The organism is Streptomyces sp. HP-A2021 (assembly GCF_022807935.1).
GTDB classification, from domain to species: Bacteria; Actinomycetota; Actinomycetes; order Streptomycetales; family Streptomycetaceae; genus Streptomyces; species Streptomyces afghaniensis.
This window is the reverse complement of the sequence record NZ_CP094344.1, coordinates 8,922,200-8,941,970: the sequence shown is the minus strand read 5'-3', so window position 1 is coordinate 8,941,970 and position 19,771 is coordinate 8,922,200. Positions and strand designations below refer to the sequence as shown.

The 19,771-nt window shown below is 74.0% G+C and carries 16 protein-coding genes and 1 riboswitch; of the genes, 12 read left to right on the top strand and 4 right to left on the bottom strand.

Annotation, left to right across the window (positions count from 1 at the left end; all coding sequences use genetic code 11):
* Nucleotides 1-237 precede the first annotated feature (237 nt).
* Together MQE23_RS40220 and MQE23_RS40215 are read left to right on the top strand one after the other, a co-directional pair.
* On the top strand, nucleotides 238-1,620 hold the full coding sequence (locus MQE23_RS40220) for an FAD-binding oxidoreductase (RefSeq protein WP_243381736.1): 1,383 nt from the start codon (nucleotides 238-240) through the stop codon (nucleotides 1,618-1,620).
* Nucleotides 1,621-1,651: 31 nt separating this feature from the next.
* Nucleotides 1,652-2,461 (top strand): alpha/beta fold hydrolase, encoded by an 810-nt coding sequence (locus MQE23_RS40215; RefSeq protein WP_037670190.1) that lies wholly within the window; start codon nucleotides 1,652-1,654, stop codon nucleotides 2,459-2,461.
* A 7-nt stretch (nucleotides 2,462-2,468) separates the two neighbouring features.
* Here MQE23_RS40215 and MQE23_RS40210 read toward each other — a convergent pair whose 3' ends face one another.
* Entirely contained in the window at nucleotides 2,469-3,308 is an 840-nt protein-coding gene (locus MQE23_RS40210) for a (2Fe-2S)-binding protein (protein ID WP_243381734.1), read from the bottom strand.
* Between the two features lie 187 nt (nucleotides 3,309-3,495).
* Between MQE23_RS40210 and MQE23_RS40205 the strand changes: the two genes are divergently transcribed.
* From MQE23_RS40205 to MQE23_RS40190, 4 genes are all read left to right on the top strand, one after another.
* The gene (locus tag MQE23_RS40205) at nucleotides 3,496-4,668 is read left to right on the top strand and encodes an ATP-grasp domain-containing protein (protein ID WP_020277169.1); all 1,173 of its coding nucleotides are present in this window, start codon (nucleotides 3,496-3,498) and stop codon (nucleotides 4,666-4,668) included.
* The gene (locus tag MQE23_RS40200) at nucleotides 4,665-6,395 is read left to right on the top strand and encodes an IucA/IucC family protein (protein ID WP_020277168.1); all 1,731 of its coding nucleotides are present in this window, start codon (nucleotides 4,665-4,667) and stop codon (nucleotides 6,393-6,395) included. Before MQE23_RS40205 ends, MQE23_RS40200 begins: the two co-directional genes overlap by 4 nt.
* An 89-nt stretch (nucleotides 6,396-6,484) precedes the next feature.
* Nucleotides 6,485-8,221, top strand: a complete 1,737-nt coding sequence (locus tag MQE23_RS40195; RefSeq protein WP_243381732.1) for an IucA/IucC family protein — start codon at nucleotides 6,485-6,487, stop codon at nucleotides 8,219-8,221.
* A complete protein-coding gene (locus MQE23_RS40190; protein ID WP_243381731.1) occupies nucleotides 8,218-9,432 on the top strand; it encodes a type III PLP-dependent enzyme in 1,215 nt (404 codons plus the stop codon). Before MQE23_RS40195 ends, MQE23_RS40190 begins: the two co-directional genes overlap by 4 nt.
* 103 nt (nucleotides 9,433-9,535) lie before the next feature.
* On the opposite strand, the gene MQE23_RS40185 is transcribed toward MQE23_RS40190, so the two are convergent.
* Entirely contained in the window at nucleotides 9,536-10,168 is a 633-nt protein-coding gene (locus tag MQE23_RS40185) for a sigma-70 family RNA polymerase sigma factor (protein WP_020277164.1), read from the bottom strand.
* A 176-nt stretch (nucleotides 10,169-10,344) separates the two neighbouring features.
* On the bottom strand, nucleotides 10,345-10,974 hold the full coding sequence (locus tag MQE23_RS40180) for a hypothetical protein (protein WP_243381730.1): 630 nt from the start codon (nucleotides 10,972-10,974) through the stop codon (nucleotides 10,345-10,347).
* 157 nt (nucleotides 10,975-11,131) lie between these two features.
* Between MQE23_RS40180 and MQE23_RS40175 the strand changes: the two genes are divergently transcribed.
* A complete protein-coding gene (locus MQE23_RS40175) occupies nucleotides 11,132-11,929 on the top strand; it encodes an SDR family oxidoreductase (RefSeq protein ID WP_037673814.1) in 798 nt (265 codons plus the stop codon).
* Nucleotides 11,930-11,951: 22 nt separating this feature from the next.
* On the opposite strand, the gene MQE23_RS40170 is transcribed toward MQE23_RS40175, so the two are convergent.
* Nucleotides 11,952-12,800, bottom strand: a complete 849-nt coding sequence (locus tag MQE23_RS40170; protein ID WP_243382912.1) for a class I SAM-dependent methyltransferase — start codon at nucleotides 12,798-12,800, stop codon at nucleotides 11,952-11,954.
* A gap of 190 nt (nucleotides 12,801-12,990) precedes the next feature.
* On the opposite strand from MQE23_RS40170, the gene MQE23_RS40165 reads away from it, so the two are divergent.
* The 5 genes from MQE23_RS40165 (at nucleotide 12,991) to MQE23_RS40145 (ending at nucleotide 19,487) form a co-directional block, all read left to right on the top strand.
* Entirely contained in the window at nucleotides 12,991-13,788 is a 798-nt protein-coding gene (locus tag MQE23_RS40165; protein WP_037673805.1) for a VOC family protein, read from the top strand.
* Between the two features lie 54 nt (nucleotides 13,789-13,842).
* Complete coding sequence (locus MQE23_RS40160) at nucleotides 13,843-14,379, top strand: GNAT family N-acetyltransferase (protein WP_020277158.1); 537 nt, start codon at nucleotides 13,843-13,845, stop codon at nucleotides 14,377-14,379.
* Between the two features lie 29 nt (nucleotides 14,380-14,408).
* Nucleotides 14,409-16,295 carry an ABC transporter permease subunit gene (locus MQE23_RS40155; RefSeq protein ID WP_051185751.1) on the top strand — a complete coding sequence of 629 codons (1,887 nt, stop codon included), beginning with the start codon at nucleotides 14,409-14,411 and terminating at the stop codon, nucleotides 16,293-16,295.
* Nucleotides 16,292-17,620, top strand: coding sequence for an MFS transporter (locus tag MQE23_RS40150; protein WP_243381728.1), 1,329 nt, complete (start codon nucleotides 16,292-16,294; stop codon nucleotides 17,618-17,620). Before MQE23_RS40155 ends, MQE23_RS40150 begins: the two co-directional genes overlap by 4 nt.
* A gap of 472 nt (nucleotides 17,621-18,092) precedes the next feature.
* Nucleotides 18,093-19,487: a serine/threonine-protein kinase gene (locus MQE23_RS40145; RefSeq protein ID WP_037673778.1), complete on the top strand. Its 1,395-nt coding sequence runs from the start codon at nucleotides 18,093-18,095 to the stop codon at nucleotides 19,485-19,487.
* A gap of 68 nt (nucleotides 19,488-19,555) precedes the next feature.
* A riboswitch (cobalamin riboswitch) is annotated at nucleotides 19,556-19,763 on the top strand.
* Nucleotides 19,764-19,771: the final 8 nt, after the last annotated feature.

The following is a 19,771-nucleotide window of genomic DNA, read 5'->3' as shown; positions in this document are numbered from 1 at the left end:
CGGCGGCGCCGAGCGTCGTACTGAAGAGGCGGACGCGGCCGGGGTCGGGCACGGGCTTCTCCTTTCGGCGACGAGGCAGTCGTCGTACTCGCGAGGTGGAAGGGCGCGCCGCCCGGCAACAGGGCGGTCCACCAGCATGATCGCGCCTGAGAGCGGTACGCCGCCGGACATGCGCCGCTCGGCCGTCGGCGGGAGGCTGGTCATGTCAGCACGGTCGGGCGTCCGGAGGAGATCGTCATGGACAGCGCCACTCTGGAAGACATGCGGACGGCATTGCGGGGGCCGGTCACGGGCCCGCGGGACGCCGGGTACGACCAGGCCCGCAAGATCTACAACGCGATGATCGACAAACGCCCCGCCGCCATCGTGCGGTGCGCGGACGCCGCGGACGTCATGGCCGCGGTGACCTTCGTCCGCGATCACGGTCTGGAACTGGCCGTACGGGGCGGCGGGCACAGCGGCCCGGGCCTTTGCCTGGTGGACGACGGCGTGACCATCGACCTCTCGCCGATGCGCGGGGTGCGCGTCGACCCGGTCGCGAAGACCGCGCAGGCCGACGGGGGCAGCCGGCTCGGCGACCTGGACCACGCCACACACGCCTTCGGTCTCGCCACTCCCACGGGCATCATCTCCATGACGGGCGTCGGAGGCCTGACCCTCGGCGGCGGACACGGCTATCTCACCCGCAAGTACGGCCTGACGGCGGACAACCTGATCAGCGCGGACGTCGTGCTGGCCGACGGCAGCTTCGTCACCGCGAACGCGACCGAACACCCGGATCTGTTCTGGGCGTTGCGTGGCGGCGGCGGCAACTTCGGCATCGCGACGTCCCTCACCTACCGGCTGCACCCGGTGGACACGGTCGGGGCCGGGGTGACCGTCTGGCCGGTCGGGCACACCCGCGAAGTGCTGGGGTGGTACCGCGAGTTCCTCCCCCAGGCGCCGGAGGACGTGTACGGGTTCTTCACCGTCTTCGTCGTCCCGCCCGGGCCGCCCTTCCCCGAGGAGATCCACCGGCAGAAGGTGTGCGGCATCGTGTGGTGCCACACCGGCGATCCCGACCGGCTCGACGAGGCTCTCTCCGTGGTCCGGGAGCCCGGCCCGCCGGCCTTCCACTTCGCGGCACAGATGCCCTATGTCGCGCTGCAGAGCATGTTCGACGAACTGATCCCGACCGGCTACCAGTGGTACTGGCGCGGCGACTTCTTCGACGACATCCCCGACGCCGCCCTGGACATCCACCTCAAGTACGGCGAGAACAATCCGACACAGCTCTCGCTGATGCACCTCTACCCGGTCGACGGAGCCGCCCACCGGGTGGGCCCGGACGACACCGCGTGGAGCTACCGGGACGCCGTCTGGTCCGGCGTCTTCGCAGGTGTCGATCCCGATCCGGCCAACGCCGGGATCATCAGGCAGTGGTGCGTCGGCTACCAGGAGGAGCTGCACCCGTACTCCATGGGCGGCTCGTACGTGAACTTCATGGGCACCGGGGAGGGCCAGGAACGGGTCCGGGCGACATACCGTGACCACTACGACCGGCTCGCCCGGGTCAAGCGGACGTACGACCCGGACAACCTGTTCCACGCCAACCAGAACATCGCGCCGGCGCAGGTGTGACGACGACGGATCCCGCTCCAGGAGGCCGGCCATGGGACAAATGATCGACGCCGACGGTGTGGAACTCTGGGTCGAACAACGGGGCGAGGGACCCGACGTGCTGCTCGTCTCGGGGCTCGGGGATCCCGCCGAGGCCTGGCAGCCGCAGCTCGACGGGCTCGCGGACCGCTACCGGCTCACGGCCTTCGACAACCGTGGCGCCGGGCGTACGCCGCTGCCCGAGGGGCCGCTCTCCGTGGCGCGGATGGCCGACGACGCCGCGGCACTGCTCCGGGCGCTCCAGGTGCCGGCCGCCCACGTCGCCGGTTTCTCCGGGGGCAGCTTCATCGCGCAGGAGCTGGCGCTCCGCCATCCCGGCGTGGTCCGCAGCCTCGTCCTCATGAGCACGATGGCTCGCCCGGACCCCTACTTCCGTGCCATGACGCGCTTCTGGCACTGGATGGTCGAACGCGCCCCGGACGAGCGGGCCATGCTCGAGGCGTTCTTCCTGTGGATCTACACACCTCGCGCCCACGCCGACGGCATGGCCGACCGGTTCGTCGAGGAGACGCTCGCCTTCGAACACGCGCAGTCCGTCGAGGACTTCCAGCGCCAGCTCGCGGCGTTCGCCGAGCACGACACGCTCGACCGGCTCGGCCGGATCACCGCGCCGACCCTCGTCCTCGCCGGCGAACTCGACCTCGCGACGCCGCCGCGCCTGGGCCGCGTGGTCGCGGACAGCATCCCGGGCGCCGCGTTCGAGGTGCTGCCCGGGGAGGCCCATCAGCCGTTCCAGGAGGTGCCGGACGTGTTCAACAGCCGGGTCGACGCGTTCTGGCGTGGAGTGGAGGCAGGGGGCTGATGGCCCGTCAGGACTCGAGCCTGCGCAGCCGTTCCGCGTCGCAGGTGCGGGGGCAGGTGGCGCAGGCCTCGTCGGGACGGATGGCGTAGTAGAGGCAGCAGCCCGTGCGGGTGCGGGTCGGGTGGTGGCGGCCGTCGGTGCCGGCCAGGAGGCGGAAGTCCGCTCCGGCCGGGTAGGGGCTGACGGGTTCGGGGAGCAGGGCGGTGGCGGCGCGTACGGCGTCGTCCTCGCGGCCGAGGGTGCGGCCGAGGTACCAGATCCCGGAGACGAGATCATCGCCGACCAGGCCCCACAGGGCGCGCGGGCCGCGGCGTACGGCGGGGCCGAGGGCGGTGAGCAGCGGGCGCATGTGGTCGGCGACCGCGGCGCGCAGTTCGGCCCGCAGGGCCTCCTCGTCCGCGACGGCCACCGCCCCGGGCAGCGCGGCGACGGGGTCACCGGGCAGACAGGCGACGCGGGGCTCGGGCGTGATCGCGTACGTCCCGGCCGCGAGGTCCAGGCGCACCGACTGGGGGCGTACGCGGGGCACGCGGCGCTCCAGGTACCAGACGCCGCTCATCAGCAGGGCGATCGACCAGGCGTAGTCGTGCAGGGCCCGTGAGGCTGCGACGTGGGGGCGCGGGGTGTGGCCGTGGCGCGTGCGGATGCGTGTCGCCTCGGCGTCCACGAAGGCGTCGAGAGTGTGCTGATCAGACGTCAGTTCAGCAGCGGAGAGCGTGTGTCGGCGGGCAGCCGTCCCGGGGTCCGCGACCTCGACGTCCAGTGCCTCACAGACGCCGGTCAACCGCCGGTAAGCGGCGGCGAGGACGGAGGTGAGGGCCGGCGGTGACTCCAGGACAGTGCGCATCGATCACTCCTCCGGGCAGTTGCAACCCGTGGTTGGATAGGCAAGGCTAACCTAAGGTACAAGATCGTCGGCGTGCTCATGAACGTCCGCCGATCAAGGGCTGTCCATGTCACAGGGTGCCGCGGCACGCCGTCCGCGCCTTGGCCGAGCGGCCCGCCGCCGACCCCGCCCCTCCCGGAAGACCGCCATGCGCCTGTACCTTCTCGCCCTCAACCCGACCGACTCCGTCACCGAGGGTTTCCTGCCCGCCGCCGCCCGGCTGGGCCTGGACGTCACCGTTCTCACCGACCAGCCCGGCCCACACCGCAGAACCTGCCCGGACATCGAGGTTCTGGAGTGTGACGTGCGGGACTTCCGGGCGGTCGTGGCGCTCCTGTCGGCCCGTCACCGTCCCGGCGCGGTCTTCACCAACAGCGACCACCTCCAGACCCAGGCCGCCCTGGCCGCCGCCTACTTCGGCCTGCCGGGCAAGGACTGGCGCGCCGCCCTGCGCTGCAAGGACAAGGCGGAGATGCGCCGCCGGCTGGCCGCCGCCGGGCTGGACAGCGTCTGGTCGGCCGAACTCACCGAACCGGCCCCGCTCGACGCGCCCTACCCGTGTGTCGTCAAGCCCCGCGAGGGCGTGGCCGGCGAGGACGTGGTCCTCGTCGACGGCCCCGAGGACTTGGTGATCCGCGCCGAGGAGATCCTGGACCGCCGTCCCGGCAGCACTCTGGTGGTCGAGGAGTATCTCCCCGGCGAGTTGTACACGCTGGAGACCCTGGGCGACGGCCGGGTCCGCCATGTCCTGGGCGGCTTCCGTACCGAGCTGTCGCCGCCGCCGTACTTCGTCGAGGAACGCCTCACCTTCGTCCCCGCCCACCCCGAGCCGGTCGTGGACCAGGTCCTCGGGCAACTCGACGCGCTCGGTGCCGGGTTCGGCGCCTGTCACACCGAGTTCGTGGTGCACGAGGGCAGGGCGCGGATCATCGAGGTCAACTACCGGAACATCGGCGACCAGTGCGACCTGCTGCTCGCCCGGCTCCTCGGCATCCCGCTGTTCGAGCTCGTGCTCCGCACCCACCTGGGCGAACCGCTCCCGGCCGAGCTGGGCGCCCGCCGCGACGGCGCCGCCCTCGTGCAGTACCCGTGTGCCGACCGGCCCGGGACCCTGACCGACGCCCCGGACGCCACCGACCTCACCGTCGACGGCGTGCGTCTGACGTACCGTCCCCTGCGGGCCGTGGGCGAGCGGCACGCGCTGTACCGCACCAACCGGGACTACCTCGGCGTCCTGCGGGCCACCGGCACCGGCCAGGAGACCGTGGACCGGGCGGCGGCCGGCTTCCTGGCCACCTGCCGCTGGGAGATCCGGCCGTGACCGTACTGCCGCCCCCGCCGGACACCTGCGCGGCCGGGCTGCTCACCCGGGTGCTGAGCGCTCTGCTGCGCGAGGACGTCGTCGGACTGCGCTCCCGGAGCACCCTCGTCCACCGCCCGGACGGGCCCTGGCTGCGGCGCGCCGCCGGGCACGACGCACTGCTGCTGCCCGTCACCGAGGACGGCTTCCAGTGCGCGTACGCCGCCAGGCTGCCGCTCCTGCGCCGCGCGTCGGACGGCACCGAGCTGACGTCGTTCGCCGACGTGCTGGACGCGCTGCGCGCGCTCGCCGAGCCCGAGGACCGGGCCGGCTTCGACGCCTTCGCCGAGGAGTGCCGGCAGACGCTGGCCACCGTGCGGCTGCACGCCGGGACGCGCGATGACATCGCGGCGGAGACGACCACCCGCCACGGGGCCGACCCCGCGTCCTGGACGGGCCTCGACGGTGGCCTGGCCTTCGACGCGCTCGCCGCCCGTCTGGACCATCCGGTGTATCCGACCGGGCGCGGCCGCGCGGGACTGCACGAGGAGCAACTACGGTCCTACGCACCCGAGTTCCATCCGCGGTTCCCGCTGCGCTGGCTGGCCGTGCCGCGGGACGCGGTCCATGTGACGGGCGCCCTCCCCGAGCCGTGGCCCACGCCGGCGCGCCTCGGTCTGCCCAGGCTGGACCGCACACACCTCGCCCTGCCGGTGCACCCGCTGACGGTCGGCCCTCCGCTCGACGAGGCGTTACGGGCGACCGGCCTGCGTGGTCAAGCGGTACTGGCCGAGCACGGCGCCCTCGAGGTCGTTCCGACCCTGTCGATGCGGACGGTGGCGACGGCGGCGGATCCGGCACTGCACCTCAAACTTCCCCTGGCCACCTCCTCGTTGGGACTGCGCAACAAGCGGTCCGTCAAGCCCGGCACCCTCGTCGACGGGGCCGTCGGGCAGCGGCTGGTCCAGCGGATCGTCGCCCGCGAGCCGCGTTTCCGGGACACGATCCTGCACGCCGACGAGACGACGTACGCCCACGCGGGTCACGAGCTGCTGGCCGTGCTGTGCCGCCGCTACCCGGCCGGTCTCGCGGACTCGGTCGTCGTGCCGATGGCGGCGCTGCTCGCCGAGGCACCGGACGGGCGGCTGGTCCTCGACCATCTCGCCGACCGCTTCCACGACGGCGATCCCATGGCGCTGCTCGACACCTGCCTGACGCTGCTGTTCGACTGGCAGACCACACTGTTCGGGTACGGCGTCGCGCTGGAGTCGCACCAGCAGAACATCTCTCTTGTCCTGCGGCCGGGCAGCCTCCGGCTGCTGTTCAAGGACAACGACGGGCCACGCATCAATGCGCGGCGGCTGCGCGCCCGGCTGCCCGGCGCGTGGGAGTTCGACGACGCGCGGGTCCTCGGCACGGACGACCGGCCGGTGGCCGACCTGTTCACCACCATCACCGTCCATCTGTGCGCGGGCGCCTACGCGTTCGGACTCGCCCGGCACGGGCGCGCCCCGCTCCCGGTGCTGCTTCGGCTGGTGCGCGAACGGCTGGCCGAGGCCGTGGCACGGCTCGGCGGCGAGGCGGGGGACGTCCTGCGCACCCGGGTGCTCGACGCACCGGAGCTGCCCGTGAAGGCGATGGTCACGGCCGGGACGCTGCTGACCAAGCAGCGGTCGGGCGCCGCCGACATCAACAAGCACTACACCACAGGCCCCAACTACCTGCTGTCCTCCCGGAGCACGTCATGAGAACCGGGAGCCGGACCGGTGCTGCCGCGCTCATCCCCCTCACTCACCACCTGCCCGCATCGAACTCGCGCCCCCCGCTGGAGCCTGCCATGCACTCGCAGACCGAATCGCCCGGCACCACCGCCGCCCCGGTCTCCCTGCCCACCGCCGACGACGTGGTGGCGCACACCCTGCTCAACTGCCTGCTGCGCGAGGTGTCCGGGCCCGAGCGCCAGACCGTCGTCGCCGACGGGCATCTGCTGCTGCGGTTGCCCCGCCGCGGGGTGCTGCTGCGGGTCGCCCTGCGCCGGACGTCGCTGCTCGGCGCGCACCGGTTCACCGGCCCGGTGTGCGAGCAGCGGGACGGCGGACGGCGGGACGTGGACTGGCGGCGACTCGCCGAGTACACGTGCGACGAGCTGTCACTGCGCACCGGGGTGCGCAACGAGGAGTTCCTGGAGCAGGTCGACTCCAGCCACGCGGCCGTCGCCGCCGCCCTCGCCACCGGGCCGGTGAACCGGTGCGATCCGGACGACCCGCGGTCCGCCTACGTCGCCTCCGAGCAGTCCCTGCTCTTCGGGCACCGTTTTCATCCCACACCCAAGGCCCGCAGCGGCGACCCGCGTTCCTGGGCCGCGTACGCGCCCGAAGCGGGCGCCTCCTTCCCGCTGCGGCACCTCGCCGTGCGGGAGCACCTGATCGCGCAGGAGAGCGCCGAACCGTCGGCGACGGCCGTCCTGGACCGGCAGCGCGCGGACGTCCCGGACGGATATCGGCTGCTGCCCGCCCACCCCTGGCAGTACGGCACGCTCCGGGAGCACCCGCTGCTGCGCGCCGCCCTGGACCGTGGTGACGTGCTCGACCTGGGGCCGGGTGGGCGGCCCTTCGCAGCCACCGCGTCCGTGCGCACGCTGTACGACGGGGACACGTTCCTGAAGTTCAGCCTGAACGTGCGGATCACCAACTGTCTGCGCAAGAACAGCAGTTACGAACTGTCGGGGGCTGTCGCGCTCACCCGGGCGCTGGCCCCGGTGCTGTCCGGCCTCGGCGGGCGCTTCCCCGGGAGTGCCGTGCTCCGCGAGCCCGCCTATCGCACGCTCGCCCTGCCGGGGCCCGGCGGCGCACCGGACCGCGACCTTCTGGAGGGCTTCGGCGTGATCGTCCGCGAGGGCCTGTCCCGGCGGCTCGCGCCGGGCACCACTCCCCTGCTCGCGGCAGCCGTCGCCGACGAGTACCCGACCAGTGCCGCCCATGTCTCCCGCCTGCTCGCCGGAGCGGACGCGGCGGCGGCGCTCGACTGGTGGTCGGCGTACCTGGACCTCCTCCTGCCGCCTGTCCTGGCCGCCTACTTCGACCACGGCGTGGTGCTGGAGCCGCACCTCCAGAACGTGCTGCTCTGCGTCGACGACGCCGGACGGCCCGCCCAGGTCCTCTTCCGGGACCTGGAGGGCACCAAGCTGCTGCCCGAGCAGCACGCGGACACGCTGGCCGCGCTGCCGCCCGAGGTGGCCGGGCCGCTGACGTACGACGCGCGGCGCGGCTGGGACCGGGTCGTGTACTGCCTGCTGGTCAACCATGTCGCCGAGTTGCTCGCGGCCCTCGCCGACCTGTATCCGCAGGCGGAGCCGGCGATGTGGGCGCGGGTGCGCGACACGCTGCGGGCGTACGCCGGGCGGCACGGCTGCCCGCCCCGCCTGGCCGCCCTGCTCGCCGGGGTGCCGCTGCCCGCCAAGGCCAATCTGCTCACCCGCTGGGAGCGCAAGGCGGACCGCGCGGCGGGCTACGTCCGGCTGCCGTCGCCGCTGGGCGAGGACGTGCTGCACGAGGCGAAGAGAAGCTCCCGATGACCACGGCCCACCCGACGCCGGCGGTGCGTGATCGAGTCCTCTCGCTGCCGTCGCCGCGGCTGCCCGCCTACGTCTACGACCTGGCGGCGCTGCGCGCGCACGCCGCCCGGGTCCGGTCCGCGCTGCCCGGGCGGGTCGAGCTGTACTACGCGGCGAAGGCCAACCCCGAGCCGGAGATCCTGGCCGCGCTGGACCCCTGCGTCGACGGTTACGAGGTCGCGTCGGGCGGTGAACTCGCCCATGTCGCCAAGGTGGTGCCGGGCCGGCCGCTGGCCTTCGGCGGACCGGGCAAGACCCCGGACGAGGTGACGGCCGCGCTGGAGCTGGGCGTCGGACGGTTCCACGTCGAGAGCGAACACGAACTGCGTGTGCTGGCCGAGCTGGCGCGGCGCGTCGTGCCCCGGCGCCGGGTCGCGGTGCTGCCACGCGTCAACCTGCCGGTGCCCGACCGCTCACTGGCGGGGAGCTCACTGGCGATGGGCGGGCGGCCGACGCCCTTCGGCATGGACCCGGCCCGGGCCGAGCCGGTGCTCCGGGCCCTCGCCGACGGGACGTACCCACAGCTCCGGCTGCGCGGCGTACACGCCCACCTGGTGAGCGGGCTGGAAGCGGCCGAGTTGCTGACGGTCGCGGAGGGCGTGGTCGGCTGGGCCACAGGACTCGGTGTGCCGATCGCGGAGGTGAACGTAGGAGGCGGCATGAGCGTCGACTACGCGGACCCCGAGCGCCGCTTCGACTGGGCCGCGTACGGCGAGGGCCTGGCCCGGCTCGCCGAGGCCCACCCGGGGTTGACGCTGCGGATCGAGCCCGGGCGGGCGCTCACCGCGTACTGCGGCTGGTACGCCACGGAGGTGCTGGACGTGAAGCACAGCCACGGCGAGGAGTTCGCCGTCCTGCGGGGCGGCACCCACCATCTGCGCACCCCGGCGACGAAGGGACACGACCAGCCCTGCTCCGTCCTCCCGGTGGAAGCCTGGCCGCACCCCTGGCCCCGGCCGTCGGCCGAGAGCGGTCGCGTGACCCTCGCCGGTCAGCTGTGCACGCCGAAGGACCTGCTGGCCCGCCGGGTGCCCGTGCCGGACCTCAGGGCCGGGGACCGGGTGGTGTTCTCGCTGGCGGGTGCATACGCGTGGAACATCTCGCACCACGATTTCCTGATGCATCCCCGGCCCGGGTTCCACTTCCTGTCCGCCGGCACCCCGGCCCCCTGAACCGCTCGCACGCGGGCCCGCGCCCGCCGGACGGGTCCGGCGGGCGCGGGTTGGATCGGGCGGGCGCGGGTTGGAGCCGGCGGACGCCGCGGGCCGGGACGCGTCAGGCCACGGCCAGGGCCGGTGACGCGACCGGTGGCGGTTGCTCCGCCTCGGCGAGCAGGGCCATCAGCGTCGCCCGGGCGCGGGCCACGCGGGAGCGGACGGTGCCGACCGGACAGTCGCTCAGCTCGGCGGCCTCCGCGTACGGCAGGCCTAGCAGCTGCGTGAGCACGAACGCCTCGCGCCGCTCGTCCGGCAGTGAGGCCAGCAGCTCCAGCAGCGCCACGCCGTCGTCGAAGCCGGGCAGGCCGCGCGGCTGGGCGAGCTCGACCGCCGGCTCCCAGTCGGACAGGTCGGCCGGGCGGGGGCGTACGGCGGTGTTCCGGAGGCTGTCGGCCACCGCACGCCGGGCGATCGCCAGCAGCCAGGTACGTGCCGAGGAACGGCCCTCGAACCGGTGCAGGCTGCCGAGCGCCCGCAGGAACGTGTCCTGCGCCAGATCGTCCACGGCCTGCGGATCGGCGCACAGATGGGCGACGTAGCGGATGACGTCTCGGTGAAGGGCACGCACGAAACGGTCGACGGCGGCAGGGTCACCGCCCCGGGCGGCCAGCGCCCAGGCGGTTATCGACTCATCGGCCGACGCCGGCGGTTCTCTTCTCTCGTGCGAAAGGGGCAGGGCAGGAGTGATCACCTGATGTCCTTCTCGGGAATCCGGGACCACGGGCGGGCGAGCACGCGGGCGTACGTGATGCCGGGCGTGCGCGCGGGGCTGCGCGGTCCGGTGAGTGAGGGACGGGCCGTACCCGATGGGCCGTACCCGTACGGCACCGGGGCGCGCAGGGGCGCCCCGGGACCTACCGGCTGCCGTCAGACGGCAGCGGCCCCCACGGGTGGCCCTCGAGAGGTGATCGCGTGGACGAGCAGGAGGAGGCGCGGCGCCCGGTCCGAGGACCACCGCCGTGCGCGCACGGGCGGGGGCGGCGGTGCGGGCAGCGCGAACAGGAGCCGCAGCGGCGCGGCCAACCGGCCGCCCACGGCACGCAGGAGACGGAAGACGGCCCGCTCCCCGTGCCCCAGCCACAGGCCGCACAGCAGGGCGGCGAGCAGGTGGGCGGCGAGCATGCCGAGGGACGAGTCACCGTCGGGGGTGTGTCCCGCGTGCCCCATGTGCGCGGACATGGACGCGGACATGTGCATGGGCATGGGCATGGACTCCGCGGATCCCATGTCCATGGAGTCCGGCGCCGCCGGGGCGAGCGAGAACGCCGAGTGCAGGGCCGTCTGGACGGCTACCGCGACGGCGACGACCAGCCGGAGTCCGCGCTCGCGGCCCGCCAGGCACCAGCCCGCCACGCCCGTCACGGCCCAGCCGGCCAACAGCGTCCGGAGCGGCACGTGGTCGCCGGACATCATGACGTGCCCCAGGGCGGCGAGCACGACACAGACGGCCGCGAACACCGCGGCCCGTATCGTGCGAGCACACCGCCCAGCTGTCATGGCGCCTCATCCTCGCACCCGGCCCCGCTCCGTCACCCAGGGGTACGGACGTCGTCCGTGCCGGGTACTCAATCCACGCCATGTGATCCGGACCACTGTCCGTGCATCAGACGGTCGTCCATCGGGCCGGGAGTGAGGGCGATCTAGAGTGCTCGGCATGACGACAGCAGCCACGCCGGCCACACAGGCTTATCTCTCCGAGTTGTTCTCCCTGCACGGCCGGACCGCGGTGGTCACGGGCGGCAGTTCGGGCATCGGGCGTGCCATCACCGGTGCCCTCGCGCGCGCCGGGGCGAGCGTGGTCGTCGTGGCCCGCGGCGAGGCCGGACTGACCGCGGCGGTCGAGGAGCTGACGGCCGAGGGCTGCCGCGCCGCGTGGGTCAGCGCGGACCTGAGCACGCGCGAAGGTGTGCGGACGGCCGCCGAGCGAGCCGTCGAGGCGTTCGGGGAACCCGACATCCTCGTCAACAGCGCCGGAATCAACGTGCGTCCGCCCATGGACGAACTCACCGAGGACGTCTGGGACGTCACGATGGCCGTCAACCTGGACGCGCCCTTCCTGCTGGGCCAGCGTTTCGGGCCCGGCATGGCGGAGCGCGGTTACGGGCGGATCCTGCACATCAGCTCGCAGCAGGCGCACCGGGCGTTCGTCCAGAGCGGTGCCTACGGTGCCTCCAAGGGCGGCCTGGAATCGCTGGCGCGGTCCCAGGCCGAGGCGTGGTCGCCGCGCGGCGTCACGTGCAACGTGCTGGTGCCGGGATTCGTCATGACACCGCTCAACGCGCGGCTGTCGTCGGATCCGGAGAAGGTGGCCGCCCTCGCCGAACGCACGCTGATCGGGCGGAACGGACTGGCCGAGGACTTCGCGGGAGCGGCGGTCTTCCTGGCGAGCCCCGCGTCCGCCTACATCACCGGGCAGGCGGTCTTCGTCGACGGCGGCATGTCGGTGCACTGACGCCGTCCCGGCGCGGTGGCGGTCAGTGCCCGCAGGAGTCCTTCCTCCATACGAAGACCTCCGTGCTCGGGCCGCGTTCGGAGAACCGCCCCGCCGGAGAGGCCTGCCGCAGCAGCCGGCGCAGGTCCCCTTCGAAGTCGTCCCGGCGCCCTTCGAACAGATGCGGCGCCGAGAACGACATCGAGAACACCCAGGCGACGACATCGTCGAAGGTCCGCTCCAGCACCTGCCCGCCGGGTACGACCAGACGCCGGGGACCGGAGAATCCCGCCCGGGCGAACACCTCGGCCTCGCCGCCCGGTGTGCCCTGCGCCAGGACTCCGCGGCCCGCTCGCCGCACGGGACCCAGGTACCGCTTGACCAGGTCGTCCACGGCCGCGTAGGGGACCGCCGGGTGCGGCAGGCCGTCCAGGGGGAGGTGTTCCGTCTTCAGGTCCGAGATGTGCACCAGGGCCCCGCCCGGCTGGAGCATGTCCCTCACGGTCGCCGCGACGAGGTCGCGGTCCATCCAGTGGAAGGACTGCGCGAAGGCGGCGACGGCGAACGTGCCGAGCCCCGCCGGGAGGTCCTCGGCGCGGGCCCGCACCCAACGGGTCTTCTCCCCCACTCCCCGGTCCGCGGCCCGGCGTCCGGCTTCGGCGATCATCCCGCGGTCGGGGTCCACGCCGACGACCTCGCCGAACAGATGCGCGAGGCTCAGGGCGATGGTCCCGGGCCCGCAGCCGACGTCGACGAGGCGCCCCTCCCCGTCGGGCCGCAGCGCCTCGGCGAGCGCGTCCGCCAGCCCCGCGGCGTACGGCAGCCGCCCCCGCTCGTAGTAGGCGGCGGTCCCCGAGAACAACGTGTCGTCCCACTCCCAGCCGGTCACCACGCCGCCCACCACCTCACCGCACAGGATTCCGCGATCACCCGACCGGGCGATGCCCCCGATGATTCCACGGCCGTACCACCCACCAGGGGCGGACGGCCGGGGATCCGCCGACCGGGGTCCGGCCGACGGGCGGTTGTCAGTGCCCGGTGCCACGCTGGGGACACCGAATCTGCGGAAGGGATGCATCGCCATGATCACCACGGAGTTCGCCCCCGGTTCCCCCTGCTGGCTCGACCTCGGCACTCCGGACGTGCGGGCCGCCGCGGCCTTCTACGGCGCCGTGCTCGGGTGGGACTACGAGTCCATGGGCGGGAGCGAGGACTTCGAAGGCGGCATGTTCCGGAAGGACGGCAAGATCGTCGCCGGCCTCGGCAAGCTCACGGAGGAGGGAGCGCGCTCGGCCTGGATGCTCTACTTCAGCGTCCCCGACGCGGACGCCACCACCGAGGCCGTCCAGCAGGCGGGCGGCACCGTCCGGGTGGCGCCGATGGACCTCGACGACTGGGGCCGGATGGCGCAGTACAGCGACCCGCTGGGCGGCCAGTTCGCCGTCTGGCAGCCGGGGACGACCAAGGGCGTCGACCTGGTCGACCAGCCGGGCTCGCTGTCGTGGACCGAGCTGATGACGAGCGACGCGGCGGCCGCGAAGGAGTTCTACGGCGGCCTGTTCGGCTGGCAGTTCAGCGACATGGAGCTGCCGGGAGGCGGGGGTACGTACACGCTCATCACCCCCGCGGGACTGCCCGAGGAGCGCATGCACGGCGGCCTCATGGAGATGGGCAAGGAGAACCTGTCGCTGACGAACGGCCGGCCGTACTGGCACCCGGTCTTCGCCGTGGAGGACTGCGACGCCGCGGTGGCCAAGGCCACCGAGAACGGCGGCAGCGTGCAGATGGGGCCCGAGGACGCGGAGGGCGTCGGCCGGCTGGCCGTCTGCGTCGACCCGGCGAACGCGGACTTCGTGGTGCTCACCCCGTCCGGGAGCTGAGCCCGGTGGACACCCCCTGGCGAGCCGGAGCAGCTTCTTGCATATGATGTGCAAATGCACGACATCACCATCAGGCAAGCCGCGGCGGAGGACCTCGACGGGGCCCGGGTGGTGATGCTCGACGCGGTGTACCGCGACTTCGGGACGGGATACGTGCCAGGGTGGCACACCGACATCATCGACCCCTCGTCCTTCTACGTCGTACCGCCGCGGCACACGCTCCTGGTCGCCGTGGACGAGCGGGACGGGACGGTGGCGGCCACGGCGGCCCTGGACGCGCGCGGCCCGGCGCATCCGCCGAACCCGCGCTGGCTGGCCGAGCGGTTCCCCTCGGGCGAGACCGCACAGCTCCGGCGGGTGTACGTGCGCCCCGAGTACCGGCGGCGGGGTCTGGCCCGGCGGCTGGTGGAGGGCCTGCTGGACTTCGCGCGGGCCGACGGTGGTTACCGGTCGGTGTATCTGCACACGTATCCGCACTCGCCCGGTGCGATGGGCCTGTGGCGGACGCTGGGCAAGGTGGTGTGCGACGAGCGGGAGGACGTGCCCGGCGGGGGCAGCGGCGTGGTGCACTTCGAGATCCCCTTCGCCTGAGCGGCGCGGGGACGACGGTGAACCCCTCGATGTCACCCCTGACCAAGAGCCTGGCCGCCCTGCGCGTTGTCGTGCGCGGCGGCGGCCCGACGCTGCTGTGGCGGGTCGTGCTCACGGCCGGCCTGGTGGGCGCGATCGGCCTGCTGCCGTGGCTGTCGCGCACCGACCCGGCGCTGACCGTGCTGAAGGCCCGCTCGGCCGACCGCGACCCGGCCCCCGGGACGCTGCGCGCCATCCGCGACGAACTCGGGCTCGACGACGGCCCGTTGGTGCTGCTCGGCCGCTGGCTGGGCGGGCTGCTGCACGGGGACGCGGGCACGTCGTGGGTCTCCGGCGCCCAGGTGCTGCCCTCCGTCGCGCAGGCGCTCGGCGTGTCGTTGCTCCTGATGTCCGGCGCCCTCGTCGTCGCCGCGGTCACGGTGACGGCCGTGTGCGCCCGTACACTCCGGCTCGGCTCGCGGGGCCGGCTCGGCACGCGCGGGGCCGGCGGCACGGCGACCGCGGTGCTGGCCGCGCTGCCCGAGTTCCTCGTCGCCTCGGTGCTCGCCTCGGTGCTCGGCGTGCAGCTGGGCTGGCTGCCGGCCCTGGGCTGGTACGGGCCGCAGTGGATGGTGCTGCCCTCGCTGGCCCTCGGCCTGCCGGCCGGCGCGGTCCTCGGGCGGATGCTGGACGACCTGCTGCCCGGCGCGTTCGCCGAACCCTGGGCGCTGGCCGCCGCGGCCCGCGGTGTCCCGCCGAAGTCCCTGGCGCGGCGGGCGGTGCGCCGCTGTGTGCCCGGGCTGCTGCCCAACCTGGGCCTGTTCGTGGTCGGTCTGACCGGCGGCTCGGTCGCCGTCGAGCAGATCTTCGACATCCCCGGCCTGGGCCGGCTCACCCTGCAGGCCGCGCTCGCCCAGGACCTGCCCGTCCTGCAGACCGGCACGCTCGCCCTCGTCCTACTCGCGGCCACCGCCGGCGTCATCGCCCGGGTCACGGCCCGGCTGCTGATCGGGCCCGCGCTGCGCGACAGCGCCCTGTCCTCCCTGCACCGGCCGGCCCCGCCCGCGCCCCGCGCCCTGCCCCTGTTGTACGGGGCACTGCTCGCCGCGGTCATCGGCCTCGGCCTGCCGCGCGACGCGCTCGCCCTGGACACCCTCGCCCGGCTGCAACCCCCCTCTCCCGCACACCCGTTCGGGACGGACGCGCTGGGCCGGGACGTCCTCGCCCGCGTCGCCGACGGAGCGCTGAACACCCTCGGCACGGCGCTCGCGGTGAGTGCCGCCGCCCTCGTGGCCGGGTTGCTGCTGGGGCTGCTGCCGCGGCTGTCCGGGCCGCTGGCCGACACCGTCAGTGCCGTACCGCCCGTCCTGGCCGGGCTCCTCGTCGCCGGCGTCACGGGCAGCGGCCCCTGGGCGCCCGCCCTGGCCGTCGGCGTCGTGGCCTGGTCCCCACTGGCCGCCCACACGTCCTCCCTGCTGCGTCAGGAGCGGGCGACCACCCACCTGGCTGCCACCCGTGCGCTGGGCGCCGGGCGTTGGTACCTGCTCCGGCACGAACTGCTGCCCGCCGTACTGCCGCCGGTGGCCCGGCATGCCCTGCTCCGGCTGCCCGGCGTCGCACTGAGCCTCGCCGCGCTCGGCTTCCTCGGCCTGGGCGCGCAGCCGCCGTCCCCCGAATGGGGCCTGCTGCTCGCCGAGAACCAGCCGTACGCCGAACGCGCCCCGTGGGCCGTCCTCTTCCCGGCCGCCGTACTCGCCCTGCTGGGTGCGCTCGCCGTGACGGCCGCCGGCGGCGTACGACTGCCCCGGCGGCGTGGGCGGGCCGACCGCCCTGCGAGGCCGTCCGGCGACCGGGTCGTGCCCGCACCGCGGCAGCGGCCGAACCACGGCGACACCCTCCTGACCCCCGCTCCCCTCTCACCGAGAGAAGAACGATGACAGGCCTCATATCCCGCGTCCTGGCCCGCCGGGCCGCCCCGACGTCCGGCGACGAGACACCCGGCGGCGCGACGCCCAAGGCCGCGCGCGAGAGCACCTGGAGACTCTGGCAGGACCTGTCCCCGCTGCTGCGGCTGCTGATCGTGACCCAGCTCGCCTTCAACATCGGCTTCTACGCCGTGCTGCCGTTCCTCGCCGAGCACCTCGGCACCGCGATCGGCATGGCGGGCTGGCTGGTCGGCTTCGTCCTCGGCCTGCGCACTTTCAGCCAGCAGGGCCTGTTCGTGGTCGGCGGCTCGCTCGTCGACCGCTACGGCGTACGCCCGGTCGTGCTGGCCGGCTGCGTACTGCGGATCGCCGGGTTCGCGTGGCTCGGGTACGCGGAGGCGAGCTGGACGGTGATCGGCGCCGTGCTGGTGATCGGCTTCGCCGCGGCGCTGTTCTCCCCCGCCGTGGAGTCCGAGGTGGCCCGCCAGGCGGTGGTCTGGGAGGAGGAAGGCCACGGCTCACGCACCCGTCTCCTGGGCCTGTTCAGCGTGGCAGGCCAGGCCGGGGCCTTCGTCGGACCGCTGCTCGGCGCGCTGCTGCTCGCCGTCGACTTCCGCACCGCGTGCCTCGCGGGTGCCGCGGTGTTCGTGCTCGTCCTCGCCGGGCACGTGTGGCTGATGCCGCAGCACATCCCCGGCAGGGTACGCGTCCGGGAGGGGGGCGGGGCGCGCCTGCTGCTGCGCAACCGCCGCTTCCTGGCCCTGTGCTGCGCGTACGGCACGTACCTTCTCGCCTACAACCAGCTGTATCTGGCCCTGCCGGACGAGGTGCAGCGCGCGGCGGGCTCCCAGGCGCCGCTGTCCTGGCTGTTCGCCCTGTCCTCGGTGCTGGTGGTGTGCGCACAGCTGCCGGTGACCCGCTGGGCGGGCGACCGGCTCGGCCTGCGCCGCTCCATGACCGCCGGGCTGCTGCTGATCGCGTCCGGCTTCGCGGTGGTCGCCGCGGCGCGCCCCGCCGGCTGGACCGGTACCGCCGGGCTGCTGCCGGCCGCGGGCTTCGTCGTACTGCTCACCGTGGGGCAGATGCTGGTCGTGCCCGCCGCCCGAGCCTGGGTGCCCGACCTCGCCGAGGAGGGCCGGATCGGCCTCTACATGGGTGCGCTGTCGTCGGTCTCGGGCCTGATCGTCCTCGCCGGCAGCGCGGCCACCGGCTCCCTGCTCGACACGGGCCTCCCGGCCGCCGTGCCCTGGCTGGTGCTCGCGGCCGTACCCGCCCTGGCGGTGGCACTGCTGCCGCGCCGGGAGGAACGGGCGCAGGGGGCGGGCGCGACGGCCTGACGGCACGCGCAGACGCGGGAGGCGGGCACGCGGAGACCCGACAGCAGGCGGAGACGCGGGGGCCGGGCACGCGGCAGCCCGACCACAGGCCAGGCGCAGCAGGCGGGGGCGCGGCAACCTGACCCAGGCCCAGAGGGGCGGAGCACGCGACGGCCCGACGGCACGCGCCCGACGACCGCGCAGACGCGGGAGGCAGGCGCGCGGCGGCCCGATCCGGCGCCCGCCGGCAGCGGGGAAAGGCGTGGCAGCCACAGCCGTGGCAACCCCGCGCGCCGCAGCTTCACCCCGGCGGGACGGTCCTCCGCTCCCCGATTTCCGGGACCGTACCGTCCCACGACACCGCACCGGGGAACTGTGGTCACGCGGCGCCAGTATCCTGGGTCGGCTGCGGCACCCCCCACCAACCCCCGCTCCGACGCGGGGAGTTGCGGCCTGCGGCGAGGACCTTCCCACGAGCATAGGACGAGGACGAGTGCTGCTAGCGGGCCGCTACCGGCTGGACGTTGAGATCGGGCGCGGCGGAATGGGAGAGGTCTGGCGTGCGTACGACGAGACACTCGCCAGAGCGGTGGCCGTCAAGCTGCTGCTGCCCCAGGACACCGACGCCACGGCGGCCTCCCGGTTCCGCCTGGAGGCCCAGACGGCCGGGCGTCTCAACCACCCCAACCTGGTAGGGGTGCTGGACTTCGGCGAGTACGACAACCGGCTGTACCTGGTGATGGAGCTGGTCGAGGGCGACAGCCTCGCCCGGGTGCTGTCCGTCTCCGGCGCGCTCCCCGCTGAGCGCGTGGCGCAACTCGCCGCGCAGGCCGCCGCGGGACTCGCCGCCGCGCACCAGCAGGGCATCGTGCACCGGGACGTCAAACCCGCCAACCTCCTGCTGGACGCGGGCGGCACACTGAAGATCGGCGACTTCGGCATCGCGCGCTTCCTCGACGACCCGGGCGCCGCGCTCACCGCCACCGGCCAGATCGTCGGCACCGGCCTCTACCTCGCGCCCGAACGGGCCCTGGGCCGGCCCGCCGGTCCCGCCTCCGACATGTACTCCCTGGGGTGCGTGCTCTACCAGCTCCTGAGCGGCCGCCCCCCGTTCCAGGCCGACACCGCCGTCGCGCTCCTCCACCAGCATCTCGACAACGCCCCCGTACCTCCCCGGGAACTCGGTGTCGCCGGTCTGCCGCCCGCCTTCGAGAGCTACCTCCTCGCCCTGCTCGCCAAGCAGCCCGAGGACCGGCCCACGGCGCAGCAGGCGGCCGAGTGGTTCGCCGGCGGCGCCTGGCGAGGGCTGCCCGAGCCGCTGCCGGAGGCTGCGTCCCCGGTGCCGTCCGCCGGGCCGAGACCGTACGCGGCAGCCGACACCGGCGCCCCGGCCACGTACGCGCTGCCCACGGGGTCTCGTACCGCCCGCGGCGGGCGTTCCCGTCGCGCCGCGCCCCGAGGCGGTCTCGGCGACCACCGGAGAACGGCAGCGGTGGTGGCCGCGGCGGCCGTCTTCCTCGCCGCGATGCTCGCCGGCATGCTGTGGTTCTCGCCCGACAACACCGCGACGGAGGGCACAGAACCCGACGCGTCCCCGTCCGCGAGCAGCCCGGCCGCCCCCTCGCCCGGCGGCTCCGCCGCCTCCGCCGACCCCCTGGCCTCCGCCCCGGCGGCCGCCACGACTCCGACCGCCGGCGCAGTGGCCGATGTCACCCCCTCCGCCACGGCACCCGATTCCCCGACCCCGGCCGAAGCGACGACCGCCTCCGAGAGCCCGGCGCAGGAGACGAACAGCAGCCCGCCGGAGAAGACGGACAAGCCCAAGCAGGAGCAGGCTCCGCGGTCCTGGGGGAACGGGGAGGACGAGGACGACGAGGGTGACGACTGAGCCGTCCTGCGCCGGTGTGTGAGCGGTCGCCCCCTCACGCGCCCCTCCGCGCGCCCCCTCGGCTGGCTTGTCATGGCCCTTATCTCGGCATTACTGTCACCACGCCTTGGTGAACGGGAAATCCGGTGTGATGCCGGTGCGGCCCTCGCCACTGTGATCGGGAAGTCCGGCTCCAGCCCTAGCGGGCAGCCACTGGGTCCTCACGGACCCGGGAAGGCGGAGTACGGGCGGTGGGACCCGTGAGCCAGGAGACCGGCCAAGGCGCGTCAACCATCCACGAGGTG